Here is a 13,754-nt window from a genome sequence, read left to right as displayed (position 1 = left end):
GGCTGGGGGGGATGGGGGCTGGGGGGGATGGGGCGGGGGAGATCATCTGTTTTTAAGTGGTTCGAGGATCTCCGTATAAACCCGTTCCAATCCTCGAATACAGTCGCGATCGTCGTAAAGGCAAGATCGATTTTTTTCGATCTCCCGAGCGATCGCCTCCCTTTTTTCCGAGTGTAACCCCAACTCCACCGCAATTTCCACATATTCCGCCTCAGTTTTGGCGATCGCTTCCGTAATTCCCAACCGCCGCAAAATCCCCGCCGACTGGCGAGCACGCATCACATTTCCCTCGTGGGTGACGATCGGCAAACCGCAGGCGATCGCGTCCAATGTCGTCGCAAATCCGGTAAATTGGAACGTATCCAAACCGACATCAACCAACCGGTGAAGTTGCAGATATTCCGAATATTCGAGGCGGGGTAAAAAAATGCAGCAATCCTCGCCCCGAAGCCCCAAATGCCGAAATGCTGCATACAGGCGATCGCGAAACTGTTCGGTAATTTCCGAGTTCCAGTGGGACATGAAAACGAACTGCGATCGTGGCACCATGCGGGCAATTTCACCATAAATTATATCATATTGTGGTAAATATTTGAACAAAGATTGACAGGATAAATAGATCGTCCCATCTTCCCACAAATTCCAATCCGATCGCCGCCTTTCAAGCTCCGGGAGTTGGGGCGGTTGAATGGAGATTCCCAAATGCGGCAACCGGATCAATTTTTCGCCGTAATAATTTTGGGCCTCGGGGGGTTCGAGAAGTTCGGCGGAGATAAAATAATCGACCGTCGGAAATCCCGCCGTCACCGGATGTCCCCAGGTTGCACACTGAACCGGGGCGAGTCGCAGCCCCGCCAGTTGCAGGGTTTGGGGACACATTCCCAGTTCTAAAAATACCAGAATATCCAGGCGATCGCGGTGGATGGTTTGGGCGACTTTTTCCAGGTCATTGGGGATGTGATAAAAGCGGTCGGCGTACCATTCATACAACTCCGTCATGCGATCGCATTCCCGCCCGGTATAATAGCAGTAAACCTCGAAGCGATCGCGATCCAACTCCTTCACCCAACCCAAAAATAAATTGCCGACGGTGTGCCACTGCAAGAACGAACAGACGTAGCCGACCCTGATTTTACCCCGTTTTTCAATAACTGGAGGTTGTCCCCAGCCGGGATAGTGGGCGACCATCACCCGATGCACGAATTCCCCATATTTTCGCTGCAACTCTTTCTCGGATAGTTCGTTTTTAAAGAGGGTCTCATCTCCCTGATATTGCAAATAAAAGTTTGTCCCATCCCCGACCCCTCGCAGGGTTTCCGTTTCGTCAATTGGCGTTTTCGCAATTAAAGCCGTCAAATCTCGTTCAAACCGTCGGCGATAGGCGATAATTTCTTCGGGATTCTTGTAGAGAAGTGGCAGCAGTCGCAGTTTGGCAAACTTCAATGGAATGTTACCTGGAAATTGCTTCAGGGCGGTTTCGGCGATCACGATCGCCTCTTCGATTTTGCCCGTTTCTTGCAATGCCGCCATCAGGGGAATGTAAGGTTCCGTCGCCGTCGGAAGGGTTTCGATCAGAGCTCGATAAATGGCGATCGCCTCTCGGTATCGATTCAGTTTTTGATAGCAGTCGGCGAGGGCGAGGGAAACCTCCAAATTCTCGAACTGATTTTGCAGGAATTCTCGATAGTGACGGAGGGCGGTTTCATATTCCCCCCGATGGTGGGCGGCGGAGGCAAAATAAAACGATCCCCGGCGAGCATTTCCCGCGGCGACCCAAGCCAGTCCTAAAGCTTCCAACAGTTCCGGAGCGACCGTTTTTTCCAGGGCTTCTTCGTAGGTTGCGATCGCCCGTTCGGGTTGATTTTGCAGCAAAAATAGACCGCCCAAACCCAAATAACCCCAACAAAGATCGGGACAGATGGCGATCGCTTGCCGATACTCCGACTCCGCCGCCGCCAACTGTCCCGACTCCATCAGCCGACATCCAGACTGATAGTGAAGATTTGCCCTTTTAAAACCCGTATCAATCATACAAAGGTATCGGGAAAATCGACAATTGAAAATGATCGATTATCAACTATAGCAGTGTGAAATGATTCGTGAAATTTCGATCGTCTCAAAGCCCCCAGAATTGGGGGTTTGGGGGCCTGATATTTTTCAGAATGATTAAAGAATTGCTATATCAATTGATCCCCCACTTTATCTGAACCCATTCGGACGGATGGGAGCACTGCCGCCGGGGGACGGACTCGGGCCAGAATTGGGGCGGATGGGCCCACATCCCCCCGGAGACGGGCGGTTTCCTTGGGCGATGCGGGGTGAAGAGAGGGTTTCGAGGGATTTAGCCACGTCCCGCCGCACCTGGCGATCGCTGTTTTCCAGGGCTCGGGTCATGGGGGCGATCAGGGCCGCTTCGATTTTTCCGAGGGCGAAGGCGGCTTTGGTGCGGACCTGCATATCCCTGTCTTCGAGGGCTTTCCGGAGGGCGGGAACCGCCGGTTCCCCGACGCGACGCAGGGCGATGGCGGCGCCGATGCGAACCTCCTCGTCGGCATCTTTGAGGGCGGCGATCAGTTGCGGAACCGCCACCGCCGCCGCCTGATCCAGGGTTCCCAGGCCGAAGGCTGCCCCCTGGCGGACGGCGGGATTTTCATCGTCCAGGGCTCCCGCCAGATCCGCGATCGCAGCCTCCAGAACCGCCGGGGAAGCCGGTCCGACCTGTTTCAGGGCCACCGCCACATCCATCCGCACCGCCGGATCGGCATCTTTGAGGCTCGACAGCAGGGCCGGCAGGGCTTCCCCCGCCTCCGATCCCATCGAACCCAAGCCGTAGGCCGCGGCGCGCCGGATGGCGGGGTCAGCATCTCCGAGGGCTTCCACCAACACGGGAACCGCCGCAGAACCCATCTGTTTCAGGGCTTTGACCGCCGCGAGTCGGTTTTGACGCTTGTCGCTGCCGAGTTCTTCAATTTGGGCGATCGCTTTTGCCGTCGCCGTCGCCTGGGTTGCCGTCGTCCCCACCCAGCACAGAGCGACAGAAAGGCACAGTAAAGCCAATTTGGGCGAAGCAAAATTGGGTTTGGCGTTGTTGTCCATATCAAACACCTGCTGTAAGGGTGGAAGTGAATTTGAGTGAATCGACCGATGTCGAACCGTTTAAAACCTACACCCAAATCAAGTGAGTCTATCTTATCATTCCTTCCCACACTGCGATTAGGGTAGAAAGTCGAAGTCGATGAGTAATCGCCGGGGTAGGTTCCCATCGTTGATAATCACCCCCAGAAAATCGCCATTATTTAATTCAAGAATGATATCGTTCAATCCGTCGCCGTTGACATCATTTTGACCGGGGGACAAGTCCGGGCGATCGCGTTCCAAACTCAATGTGTCGATCTCGTCAAGATTGGACAAGCCGAGGACATCAATTTTATCCCCCAGCAAGAGATTGTTATTGGCGGTAAATCCGCGAATTTCATCCACGTCTGCCAGCCGGGAACTGGCTTCATCCGCGTCGAGAATGTAGATGTCATCGTCGAAACCGCCGATTAGCGTATCCCGACCCGAACCGCCATCTAAAACATCATTTCCGCGATCGCCATAGAGAATGTCGTCGCCCTCATTTCCGACGACCGTATCATTATCTTGTCCGCCATAGATAGAGTCTTGATCCCTTCCCCCTTCCAGGAAATCATTCCCGAGATTTCCAAAAATGTTATCTCTTCCTAATCCGCCGAAAATGCGATCGCCATCTTGCCCCCCAAATAATCGATCGCCACTATTCCCCCCAGAAATAGTATCGAACCCTTGGTTGCCATTGATGAGTACCGGTTCGTTGATCGTTTCCGGAGATTGTAGACTGTCATTTCCGGCTAAAAGCAACACGCCATCCGGGTGGGGCAACACTTGTCCGGGAGTGAGAAAAATAATATCATCTTGTGGCGAACCGAGCAGGGCATTGATCCCCAAAATCCCCAAGTTTATACTCGGAGTTAAAAACGTTGCCATAATTCAACATCCTCAACACAATATTTTGCAAATGGTTCCAGTTTAACACAGATAATGAATGAATTTATCGGTTTTTTCAAGGGTCGCAAAGTTCGCCATTGCCAAGTATCTGACGGATTGCTGCCAAATTTATCAAATCGGTTTCCTTCAAGTTGGATAAACCGAGCCATTTTTCCGCCAGCGATCGCCTCACCCGACGCAGCCGCCTCGACGCCTCCAATTTGGACGGTTCACCTCCCCGCAACTCGTGGTTTAAAATCGTCGTATAAATAAGCAGCGATCTGATCCGATGTGCCGGTGATAAAAATTGATACTCATCCGCAAAACAAACCTTTTCAAAAAAAGCGAGATCTGTATCTGTCCCCTCCCGCATATTTTGACAGGTTTTCTGGCGATCGTGCAGCCGAAAATAAGATAGGGTTTCGTCGATAAAACCTACCTTGGCGACGGCGAAAATCCGCCACCACAAATCCAGATCGACCAACTGATTTAAGTGAGGATCGAATCCTCCCACGCGATCGCATACTTCCTGACGCAGCAGAACCGTCGTAGGTTCCCCAATTTTATTGATCGGATGCTCAAATAACTGCGAATCTGCCAGCAATTCTCGCCCCCACTGCAGCGGCTTCAAATTCGACCATCCCCGCTGCAAATCCCGGAAATTCTCGTAAACCATCCTCAAATTTGGGTCATTTTCCGCCCCGTCATCAAACACCATCTCTCGCCGGGAAAAAACCAGACCAATTTGCGGATCTTGTTCGGCGACATCCACCATTTTTTCGATGCAGTCAGATGTCAATAAATCATCTTGAAATACAAACTTTATATACTTTCCATTAGCCTGGGAAATGCCGGCATTGCAATTGTCGGCAATCCCTTGATTTTCCTGAACAATTAACCGAATATTGACAGGGGCGTTTTCTCGAAATAAACAGGCGATCGCGATCGTCCCATCCGTCGAACCATCGTCAGCAATAATTAGCTCAATTGCCGGATACGTTTGCAGCAACACACTCGAAATCGCTTCCGCCAAAAACCGCTCCCCGTTGTAAGTCGGAATACAAACACTCACCAGTGGCAATGGCTCAGACGGCGGATGACCACTGGAAGTGACAGGATCGGAATCGTCAGGTAAAATGGATTTGTACATCTGAGTTATTAGATCAGATTTTGCAATTATGGTTTGGCATACTTCTTGCGGCGATCGGGTCTTGGATAAAATCGAAGCAGAATTTTATTTAAAAATCTTGCAAGACTCTTTTCAAGTCACATTAGAAGCGATCGCTGCTTTGCGAGAAATTCTAGAATGGGAATTATCATAAAAGGTAATATCAAACTAAAAATGGGGGCGATCCATTGCCCCCAACCCCAGAGCGATCGCCACTTTACAGCCGAGCCGGACTCGCATAGGGCCCCCGTTTCAACGCATTCGCCAGCGCATCATTATTCTGCCTGAGTCCTTCGTAAAAGAAACAAACCTCCCCCCTAACGCCCCGATATCGGTTGTAATCGATCGCCTTCAACAGATCGTCCGGACTGATGTGGTAAGACCCCACCCGAACCAAAAGACCCGGAGAAAGTTTGGGCAACTGCCAATCCCTAAACTGGACATCCACCAACTTATCCACCAAACCTTTGTAACTCCAAAAATTGCGGCGGTACAACTGCGGGTGAATCATGTCCACCAAATCGCGATCGATCCAGGCGATATAGTCCTGGAGATATTCATTCAACCCCCAACTGTAGACGCTCGGCGCCATCGAAATCAGCAAGTTAGGTTTGATCGCCTTCACCTCCCGCCGCAAACGGGCCAGAAACTCCGTCAAAATATTCGCCCGCCACTGCAACCACTGCGAATCCTTGTGGTACAGAGGCGGCTGGCGGCCGAACTCGTCAATGTAACGTTGAACCGTTTTTTGATCGTATCCCCCCTCCGAGGGCAGTGCCGGCATCCGGTCGTCCCCCTGAATCCCGTCGATATCGTACTTGCGGACGACCTCCAAAATCAAACTCAAAATAAAATTCTGAACCTCCGGGTCCAGGGCATTCATCCACTCGAACCCATTTTTGACCACCATATTGCCCCGGGCATCGATCGCCGCCCAGTGAGGTTTCCGGGTAAGGATGCGTCCCCCATTCTGCTGGTAAGAACTCGCGAACCCGTACTCGAACCACGGAATCACCTTCAGTCCGACCCGGTGAGCCTCTTCGATCACCTCCGCCAGGGGGTCGCGTCCTCTGGCATAGAAATCAATCTCCACCCCGAAATTTTGGCTCATCACTTGAGAGCGGTACATGGTGACTCCCTTGTTCCACACCACCGGGAACACCACGTTAAAACCCGTATCGGCCAAAAACTCCATCGCCTGGGCGATCGCGGGTCGAGAGTAGAGAACCCTGCTATCCGTACTGGTGAGCCAGACGCCACGAACTTCCATGCTACCTCCTGTTTCCGTTAACTCGATCTCCATGTTGAGAATTTTCGGGTGGCGAACCCCCCCATCCGCACAGTTGACCCTTGTCGCCCGACTCAATTCGAGCGGCGCACCTTGCCCAGTTTATCTCCCAGACATTATCCTTAACTCAGGGGCAATTTTAACAATGTATCGAAGTCAACCAATCAATTGACAGATTCCCCGGCTCCTGCTCCCTCCTGGGATGAGTCCCCGAGCAGTGAACGCACGTCCGAGGCATCAGGTTCGAGCAATGGGGAAAGGAACATACTTTTTATGGGAGTTGCAAATCGCGATCGGTCCGATTGGGTGGGGCGGGGAAGTAGAATTCTCCCCCGACATCTGCCATGCTCCGAGATACTCACCTCAGCCGCCGAATTTGACCGTCCCCCATCTCTTCAATCCCTCGTGACGGGCGACCGACAGACCCCCCGTCCTCCCGGTCAGCCCGAGAGCCGATCGCTTCACGCCGAAAATCATCGCTTCCCCACCCCGAGCCGCCCCCACCGAACCCCACCATCGATCCGGTGTCGGGCATCCCTGGAATATTACAGACTCGTTGCCGGCGATACGAGCTGAATGGGATTGTCCCGACCTCACCGGGCTTCGGAGACGGTCGATATCTCTGGCAACGTCCGATACAGTCGCCGACAGGCGGTTGTTTTAGAGTATTTTCGACGGCCGATCCGAGTTGGCGCGAAATCCCATTTCCGATCCGATCGCCCGGAGATCGGCGACTTGACATTTTGTGAACCGAACGGTTCGCACGCTCGCCCTACGAACCGGTTTGGGTTGAGTCGATCGAAGATTTTCCGTTTCAACAGATTCAAGTCAATTTCTGATTTTGTATGAAGGCTAGTGAAACAGTTAGCGCCCACAAACTTTTAACTCGATACGCCCGGGGAGAACGAAACTTTGGCGGCATCTCCCTGACCGCGGCAGCATTGAAAAAAGCCACCCTGAACCGCATCGACCTGGCGGGCGCCGACCTGACGGACGCCTGTCTGGTTCGAGCCCGCCTGGTCGCCGCCAATTTGAATCGCGCCGATCTCAACGGCGCCGACCTGTCGATGGCCGTTTTGATCGACGCCACCCTCAGCGGCGCGAGCCTCGCCGGAACCTGCTTGCAACAGGCCGACTTGAGCGGGGCCATTTTGACCGGCGCCATTTTGTCCCGCGCCAACTTGACCGGCGCCAACTTGACCGGCGCCAGTTTGATCGGAACCTGCCTGCTCAACGGTTCCCAACTCGCGGAGGCCGTCCTCGTCGGGGCGACCCTGAGTCGGGCCATTCTCAATGCCGCCGACCTCCGAAAGGCCAATTTGACCCGGGCGATTTTGAGCGAAGTCGATCTCAGCGGCGCCAATTTGAACTCGGCCCGCCTCATCCGCGCCCACATCTGCCGGGGAAACCTGAGCGGAGCGGACCTGACGGCCGCCGACCTGAGCGAGTCCCACCTGCACCGCGCCAACTTCTGCCTCGCCAACCTGACCGGCGCCAATTTGGAAGGGGCCGATTTACGAGCGGCTAATTTGAACGGCGCCAAACTCGGCGGCGCCAATTTGCGGGGGACGAACCTGCAACAGGCGAATCTCAACGGGCTGACATTGCACGAAGCCGACCTCCAACTCGCTGACCTCAGCAAAGCCGACCTGCGGGGAGCCAATCTGACCGGAGCCAATCTGACCGGGGCTAACCTCCTGGAGGCCGACCTGCGAGGGGCTAACCTCAGCCACGCCAACCTCAGCGGGGCGGGACTGCTGCTCACCTCCCTCCGGGGCGCCAATTTGAGCGGAGCCAACCTGAGTCAGGCCAATTTGATCGGGGCGAGTTTGAGTGTCGCTAATTTGGACGATACCATTCTGGAGGGGACGATCCTCCCCAACGGGGCGACCCACCACTGAACGGAGTTCGGGCGATCGCCGTATCTCCCCCCGGCCGGGGATTTCCGAACACTTTCCCGGGGGTGCGATCGCATCGAAATCCATGTGATAGACTAATAAAGTTTGAGACCTAATCGGGTGGAGGTGAAACCGCGCAGAATGAAACAATTGGGAACCCATCTGGTCATTGACGCCTGGCAGTGTCCGGCAGATCTTTTAAATGACCCCGAACGTATTCGCCGCGCCATTCTCGATGCAGTTGCGGCCGGAGAAGCAACGCTCATAGATTTTTGCGTGCATCAGTTCAGTCCCCACGGCGTGACCGCGACGGCGACCTTGGCCGAATCCCACATCGCCATCCATACTTGGCCCGAATACGGCTACTTTGCGGCCGACCTATTTTTCTGTGGCCGGGGCAATCCTCACAAAGCCGCTCGGTATTTGGAAGTTGCCCTCCAAGCCCAGCAAGTCAACTGGCGCGAATTTAAGCGCGGTTTCGAGCCAGAACTGGGCGGCCCCGACGCCTCCGCTAGTACCGCCGCCCCGGTGGCTCCCCTGGTCGAAACCGGTATCGTTCGCCGATAAAAATCGGCCCGGGACAAATGGTTTCCAGCCCTCAGCTTTGCGACGGGAAAACAGATCATTCCACGATGGCAAATCGTGGAATTTCTGTCTGGGGGAAAAGTCCGCGTCCGGCACCACCTAACGCTGTTGCAGCAGGGGGCGCACCACCCAGTAACCTGCACCGAAGGCGGCGACCACGATCAGGGCGATCGAGACCACCAACCACACCCCGCTCAATTCGGACCGCTCCGGCCCGGAAGCCGGCCGCAGGCGTCCTTCCGGTTCCTCCGAAAACTGGAGGTCGGGTTGGCCTCCACCCTGCGGTTGTCCCGGCGGCGGGGGAAACACCAAATCGCGATCGCCACTCTGGGATTCCGCACCCGCCGAAAAGCCCGGCACTCCTTGGGGAGGCACCGCCGGAGCGTCCGCCTCCCCCGAATTGACGGCGAAACTGGGATGAGCTGCCGGAGCAACCGACGGGGGCATTTGGGAAAGTCCCACCTGGCTCGTCCCTCGAGCCACTTCGATCGCCTGCTGAAGTTGACTCGCCGCCCGAATCACGTGCTCGAGTTCGTGCCGCAAACTTTGATTCTGCTCGAGGAGCTGTTGATTCTGGGTTTGGAGAGAATCCACCAGCGTCTGGGACGCCTGTAACTCCGCCGTCACCTCCCGATAGAGGGAAATCGGCACGGACGGAGAATAAGGACTCGAACCGCCCGGGGGAGTCCCATTGGAGACGGTAGGATTTTGTATAGGATTTGACATGGCACTCAATAATTAATCGTCATGTTGAGCTATGATGAAGCCAAATTCAATTGTCAACCGGGATGGATAATACTTGCCATTAGAGCAATCCGAAGCCATTTCGTCAAGGAATTGCCGGCACTCAGCCCGACTGAATACCAACCGAATTGAGGAGATTTGTCGTCCACCGCCATCGAAACCATGAACGATCCCCAAGCCGCATCCCATCTTTCCGCATCGAATCCCTCCCCAGAAATGAAATACGGTGAACGGGAGATTCTCGAAGGGGAGCTGGTGACATTTCCCAATCCCCGGGTCGGGCGTCGCTATGAAGTCCAGATCGTCCTGCCGGAATTTACCTGCAAATGTCCCTTTTCCGGTTATCCCGATTTTGCCACAATATATCTGACCTACGTGCCGGACGAGCGGGTGGTGGAGTTGAAGTCCATCAAACTCTACATCAACAGTTACCGCGATCGCTACATCTCCCACGAAGAGTCCGTCAACCAGATCCTCGACGACTTCATCGCCGCCTGCGACCCCCTCGAAGTCTACATCAAAGGCGACTTCAACCCCCGGGGTAACGTTCATACCGTCGTCGAAATTCGCCATACCAAACCGTAACGACTCCCGCCCGACTCTCCTCCCCCACTACAAACCGAATCCCAGAAACCCCCGACAAGGTTTCCGGAGAATCGGTTCGCCCGTGATATAATAAGAGCTTGTGTCGAATTCCAGCCATTTCATGCCCAAACTTAAAACTCGCAAGTCAGCAGCCAGACGCTTCAAAGTGACTGGAAGTGGCAAGCTCGCCCGTCGCAAAGCCTTTAAGAGCCACCTCCTGCAACACAAAAGCTCCACCCGCAAGCGCCGTTTGTCCAAAATGCAACTGGTCAACGAGCGAGATGCCGAAAACGTGCGTCTGATGATGCCATATTTGTAACGTTATAGTTCGATTGAATCAACTTTAAGGACAAAAGCAACCATGACACGAGTTAAACGCGGTAACGTCGCCCGGAAACGTCGCAAAAAAGTTCTCAAACTCGCCAAAGGATTTCGCGGCTCCCAATCCAAAAACTTCCGCATCGCCAATCAGCGCGTCATGCAAGCCCTTCGCAACGCCTACCGCGATAGACGGCGACGCAAGCGCGATTTTCGCCGGCTTTGGATCACCCGCATCAACGCCGCAGCCCGGATGCACGGCATCAGCTACAGCCAGCTCATGGGGAATCTGAAAAAAGCTGAAATTCAAATTAACCGCAAAATGCTGGCCCAATTAGCCGTCCTCGACCCGGAGACCTTCGGGAAAGTGGTCGCCCAAGCCACTCAAGCTCAATCCTAACGGATGGGGAAGCAACCTGTTAAACTGGGTAGAGCCCGACACTGAATGATGGGTGGAAGTGATTCTGCCCGTCTTCAGAATGCTCTTGTACTCATCACGATTGAAACAGGGTATGGATAGTAATCTAGCAGTTTTCTATCTAGTATTATTACTGGTTTTTTTGTCTGGTGCCGGATTCTTTATCCTGCGCCAGATTTTTAGAACGCGCCGGGTCGAAAATAACCTGTCCCAGTTACAAAATAAGTTGGCTAATGAAAGGGGAACGGCTCAGGAGTATTACCAACTCGGCTGCATCTACAACGACAAGAAGTTATTTTCTCAGGCGGTTTCCGTGTTGCAGAAGGCCCTGAAAGCGGTGGACGAACAAGAACCGCCTCAGAATGTCGCCATGATCTGCAATGCCTTGGGTTACGCCCACTTCGCCAAGGAAGAATACGATATCGCCATTCGTCAGTATAAGGAAGCCTTGAAGCTCGACCCGGATTATGTCACCGCTTCCAATAATCTCGGCTACGCCTACGAGCGCAAAAAGCTCACATCCCAAGCCCTGGAAGCTTACGAAAAGTCCCTCAGCCTCGATCCCGACAATGCGATCGCCTCCCGGAGGGCCGAGTCCCTCCGCAAACGCTTGGGGATTCCCACCTCCGAACCCGCCCCCCGCTAATCTCCGATGCACCCCACAGAGATCATCTCCCCCGCAAAATCGCGGGGGAGATTTTTTGATGGGGAAAGCATGGGACTTGGAAAACCCCGCGCCTTCACACCGGGAATGAAAAGCGACCCGCCCGACTCGAGTCGCCGTCACCTCAGTTTTTTGTATTTGAACTGAATCAGATTTTCCGGACACACCCAACTCCCAAGCCCCAACCCGATCAACTAGCATATACCAGAATCCGATTCGGAGGTTGAAAAATGACGGTCTCAATTCGTGAGCTGAAAACCTTAACTGAAAATTTTAATAGCGATCCCAAATGTTCGTACTCCTTGCCAGCTCGGGCCTATATCAAGCCGGATTTTCTGCAAATTGAGCGGGAGGCGATCTTTTACAACAGTTGGCAGTATGTCTGCCATGTTGAACGGCTCCGTCATCCCGGAGACTATATCGCCATCGACATTCAGGGGCGACCGGTCGTAGCTGTCCGCGATCGCGCGGGCCTGTTGCGGGCCTTTTACAACGAAGGATCTCATTACATTGCTGGATATGCGTAATTACCAGGTCACAACATACGATATTTATTCCAGCCAAATTGGACCCGCCAGCCCGACCAGTAACTCGGCCTACAACGTTGAAGGGGCAAGCGTCCAAGAACATTTCCTCTGGTGGCTGTGGCCCAATACCGGCTGGCTACGTTACCCAGGCGATCCGAATTGGATGGTCTGGCACTTCATTCCGATTGATGCTGAAACGACCATCGAAACCTTCGATTTCTTCTTCCAAGAATCGACCCCAACGGCTCAACAAATGGAAGCCATCGAATATATTGACAAAGTGTTACAACAGGAAGATATCGACATTATTGAAAGCGTGCAGCGGGGCATGAAGACACCCGCCTACGAAAAAGGAGGGCGTTTCGTCGTCTGTAGCGGAAACGACAAAGGTGAAACCGAACAAGGAGTGCATCACTTTCATGGCCTCTATTTGAAAGCCATCAATCGATACCTTCAGGCTGAGTCCCCCGATCGCGTCGAGCCGGCTCCCCCGAGTCAGCCACAATGGAGTATATGAGCGTCCCCGCGATCCGAGAAAACGTATACAAGCGGATTGCACCGGGAAAAAAGATGGTCAGATCGGATGATTTGAAAGCCATTAATCGATACCTTCAGGCCCGGTCCGCCGATCGCATCGAGCCGGATGCCTCTAGTGGCCCACAACCGAGTACATGAGTGTCCCCATGATCGAAGAAAACGTACACAAGCTGAGCTCAAGCCCAGAGGCAAATTCCTGGCCACGGACTATGGTATCTCCGATCGGCCATTGACCCAAGAGCAACAGGCCGTACTCGAGAGCAAGGGCTATCACCTGCTCATGCGCTCAGAGTATTACGATCTCTTCGAGCACAATACATTCATCCGGATTCAAGTTTCCGACGACACGGAAGGCTACGCTCGTCACACCCGGGCCGAACTCGACCGTCTGCTGGCGCAGGAGGATCAAATCACTGCACAGTATTCCGTCGCCGCGATCGCAAAGACGGTTGAAACATTTAAGAAAAAACTCCAAGACATCGAAGACGGCATCAAAACCTACTGGTTGATCCGGGCCGAAAAATATTCGATTCAATCCCAAAGGTTAAAAGGTCGCGTGGCCATTTGCACGGGTGCGTCTTCTGGCATTGACCGAGCGAGTGCGATCGCCTTGGCCGCTCACGGTGCCACCGTCGTCATGGCCGCCAGGAATGCCGACAAGCTCAACACAGTGAAAGCACTCATTGAGGAGCAAGGGGGCGCTTGCTTCGTCGCACCGACGGATGTCACGCAGCGCGAACAAGTCCTGGACTTGGTTCGCATTGCCACGGAGCGTTACGGCCGTGTTGACGTGCTGATCAATGCCGCCGGCGTGATGTTCTACACCTTCATGCCTTGAAATCCAGGTTTTAGAGGTTTCGAGGCTCCCACGAGCGTGTTAAGACACGATCGCTCATTGCTATAGGTCCCTACTGTCGGGTCGGGCCGAATATTTGCTGCAGGGAGTTCCCCGAGACTACGTTCGGCCGGAGCCACCGACGGAACCGGAGCCGAGCCAAGGGCGGGCCTACTTTTTGG

At 54.0% G+C, this 13,754-nt stretch carries 16 protein-coding genes; 10 read left to right on the top strand and 6 right to left on the bottom strand.

Translation table 11 applies throughout. The annotated features are described in order from the left end of the window. Positions 1-42: 42 nt before the first annotated feature. The 4 genes from LKE08_RS02335 to LKE08_RS02320 form a co-directional block, all read right to left on the bottom strand. Positions 43-2,031: a tetratricopeptide repeat protein gene (locus LKE08_RS02335; RefSeq protein ID WP_324702578.1), complete on the bottom strand. Its 1,989-nt coding sequence runs from the start codon at positions 2,029-2,031 to the stop codon at positions 43-45. 168 nt (positions 2,032-2,199) lie between these two features. Then, positions 2,200-3,096: a HEAT repeat domain-containing protein gene (locus tag LKE08_RS02330; protein WP_324702577.1), complete on the bottom strand. Its 897-nt coding sequence runs from the start codon at positions 3,094-3,096 to the stop codon at positions 2,200-2,202. A 117-nt stretch (positions 3,097-3,213) separates the two neighbouring features. Next, positions 3,214-4,005, bottom strand: coding sequence for a calcium-binding protein (locus tag LKE08_RS02325; protein WP_324702576.1), 792 nt, complete (start codon positions 4,003-4,005; stop codon positions 3,214-3,216). 76 nt (positions 4,006-4,081) lie between these two features. Continuing rightward, the gene (locus LKE08_RS02320; RefSeq protein WP_324702575.1) at positions 4,082-5,077 is read right to left on the bottom strand and encodes a glycosyltransferase; all 996 of its coding nucleotides are present in this window, start codon (positions 5,075-5,077) and stop codon (positions 4,082-4,084) included. Positions 5,078-5,183: 106 nt separating this feature from the next. Here LKE08_RS02320 and LKE08_RS02315 point away from each other — a divergent pair, with 106 nt between their 5' ends. After that, the gene (locus LKE08_RS02315) at positions 5,184-5,327 is read left to right on the top strand and encodes a hypothetical protein (protein ID WP_324702574.1); all 144 of its coding nucleotides are present in this window, start codon (positions 5,184-5,186) and stop codon (positions 5,325-5,327) included. Between the two features lie 63 nt (positions 5,328-5,390). Here LKE08_RS02315 and LKE08_RS02310 read toward each other — a convergent pair whose 3' ends face one another. Next, positions 5,391-6,443, bottom strand: a complete 1,053-nt coding sequence (locus LKE08_RS02310) for a glycoside hydrolase family 10 protein (RefSeq protein WP_375341395.1) — start codon at positions 6,441-6,443, stop codon at positions 5,391-5,393. 863 nt (positions 6,444-7,306) lie between these two features. Between LKE08_RS02310 and LKE08_RS02305 the strand changes: the two genes are divergently transcribed. Both LKE08_RS02305 and speD read left to right on the top strand, forming a co-directional pair. Next, positions 7,307-8,362 (top strand): pentapeptide repeat-containing protein, encoded by a 1,056-nt coding sequence (locus LKE08_RS02305; protein ID WP_324702572.1) that lies wholly within the window; start codon positions 7,307-7,309, stop codon positions 8,360-8,362. Between the two features lie 138 nt (positions 8,363-8,500). Then, a complete protein-coding gene (gene speD, locus LKE08_RS02300; protein WP_324702571.1) occupies positions 8,501-8,926 on the top strand; it encodes an adenosylmethionine decarboxylase in 426 nt (141 codons plus the stop codon). 117 nt (positions 8,927-9,043) lie between these two features. Here the strand turns inward: speD and LKE08_RS02295 are convergent, their stop codons facing one another. After that, complete coding sequence (locus tag LKE08_RS02295; RefSeq protein WP_324702570.1) at positions 9,044-9,670, bottom strand: hypothetical protein; 627 nt, start codon at positions 9,668-9,670, stop codon at positions 9,044-9,046. A gap of 180 nt (positions 9,671-9,850) precedes the next feature. On the opposite strand from LKE08_RS02295, the gene queF reads away from it, so the two are divergent. The 7 genes from queF (at position 9,851) to LKE08_RS02260 (ending at position 13,575) form a co-directional block, all read left to right on the top strand. Beyond that, complete coding sequence (queF, locus tag LKE08_RS02290; protein ID WP_324702569.1) at positions 9,851-10,273, top strand: preQ(1) synthase; 423 nt, start codon at positions 9,851-9,853, stop codon at positions 10,271-10,273. Positions 10,274-10,394: 121 nt separating this feature from the next. Continuing rightward, a complete protein-coding gene (gene rpmI, locus LKE08_RS02285; protein WP_324702580.1) occupies positions 10,395-10,592 on the top strand; it encodes a 50S ribosomal protein L35 in 198 nt (65 codons plus the stop codon). Positions 10,593-10,634: 42 nt separating this feature from the next. Further along, positions 10,635-10,991: a 50S ribosomal protein L20 gene (gene rplT, locus LKE08_RS02280; RefSeq protein ID WP_324702568.1), complete on the top strand. Its 357-nt coding sequence runs from the start codon at positions 10,635-10,637 to the stop codon at positions 10,989-10,991. 112 nt (positions 10,992-11,103) lie between these two features. Beyond that, complete coding sequence (locus LKE08_RS02275) at positions 11,104-11,655, top strand: tetratricopeptide repeat protein (protein WP_324702567.1); 552 nt, start codon at positions 11,104-11,106, stop codon at positions 11,653-11,655. Positions 11,656-11,903: 248 nt separating this feature from the next. After that, on the top strand, positions 11,904-12,200 hold the full coding sequence (locus tag LKE08_RS02270) for a Rieske 2Fe-2S domain-containing protein (RefSeq protein WP_324702566.1): 297 nt from the start codon (positions 11,904-11,906) through the stop codon (positions 12,198-12,200). Beyond that, positions 12,193-12,717, top strand: a complete 525-nt coding sequence (locus tag LKE08_RS02265) for an SRPBCC family protein (RefSeq protein ID WP_324702579.1) — start codon at positions 12,193-12,195, stop codon at positions 12,715-12,717. The genes LKE08_RS02270 and LKE08_RS02265 overlap by 8 nt, the downstream gene beginning before the upstream one ends. 249 nt (positions 12,718-12,966) lie before the next feature. Further along, positions 12,967-13,575: an SDR family NAD(P)-dependent oxidoreductase gene (locus tag LKE08_RS02260; RefSeq protein ID WP_324702565.1), complete on the top strand. Its 609-nt coding sequence runs from the start codon at positions 12,967-12,969 to the stop codon at positions 13,573-13,575. The last annotated feature ends 179 nt before the right edge of the window (positions 13,576-13,754 follow it).

This window comes from Lyngbya sp. CCY1209 (assembly GCF_035615495.1).
Lineage (GTDB): Bacteria > Cyanobacteriota > Cyanobacteriia > Cyanobacteriales > Microcoleaceae > Limnospira.
This window is presented reverse-complemented; position numbering and strand designations above follow the sequence as displayed.

What these genes read in the sequence shown, in the direction of transcription:
- LKE08_RS02335 (WP_324702578.1), bottom strand. Translation starts at nt 2,031, where the DNA reads ATGATTGATACGGGTTTTAAAAGGGCAAATCTTCACTATCAGTCTGGA.
- LKE08_RS02330 (WP_324702577.1), bottom strand. Translation starts at nt 3,096, where the DNA reads ATGGACAACAACGCCAAACCCAATTTTGCTTCGCCCAAATTGGCTTTA.
- LKE08_RS02325 (WP_324702576.1), bottom strand. Translation starts at nt 4,005, where the DNA reads ATGGCAACGTTTTTAACTCCGAGTATAAACTTGGGGATTTTGGGGATC.
- LKE08_RS02315 (WP_324702574.1), top strand. Translation starts at nt 5,184, where the DNA reads ATGGTTTGGCATACTTCTTGCGGCGATCGGGTCTTGGATAAAATCGAA.
- LKE08_RS02310 (WP_375341395.1), bottom strand. Translation starts at nt 6,443, where the DNA reads ATGGAAGTTCGTGGCGTCTGGCTCACCAGTACGGATAGCAGGGTTCTC.
- LKE08_RS02305 (WP_324702572.1), top strand. Translation starts at nt 7,307, where the DNA reads ATGAAGGCTAGTGAAACAGTTAGCGCCCACAAACTTTTAACTCGATAC.
- speD (WP_324702571.1), top strand. Translation starts at nt 8,501, where the DNA reads ATGAAACAATTGGGAACCCATCTGGTCATTGACGCCTGGCAGTGTCCG.
- LKE08_RS02295 (WP_324702570.1), bottom strand. Translation starts at nt 9,670, where the DNA reads ATGTCAAATCCTATACAAAATCCTACCGTCTCCAATGGGACTCCCCCG.
- queF (WP_324702569.1), top strand. Translation starts at nt 9,851, where the DNA reads ATGAACGATCCCCAAGCCGCATCCCATCTTTCCGCATCGAATCCCTCC.
- rpmI (WP_324702580.1), top strand. Translation starts at nt 10,395, where the DNA reads ATGCCCAAACTTAAAACTCGCAAGTCAGCAGCCAGACGCTTCAAAGTG.
- rplT (WP_324702568.1), top strand. Translation starts at nt 10,635, where the DNA reads ATGACACGAGTTAAACGCGGTAACGTCGCCCGGAAACGTCGCAAAAAA.
- LKE08_RS02275 (WP_324702567.1), top strand. Translation starts at nt 11,104, where the DNA reads ATGGATAGTAATCTAGCAGTTTTCTATCTAGTATTATTACTGGTTTTT.
- LKE08_RS02270 (WP_324702566.1), top strand. Translation starts at nt 11,904, where the DNA reads ATGACGGTCTCAATTCGTGAGCTGAAAACCTTAACTGAAAATTTTAAT.
- LKE08_RS02265 (WP_324702579.1), top strand. Translation starts at nt 12,193, where the DNA reads ATGCGTAATTACCAGGTCACAACATACGATATTTATTCCAGCCAAATT.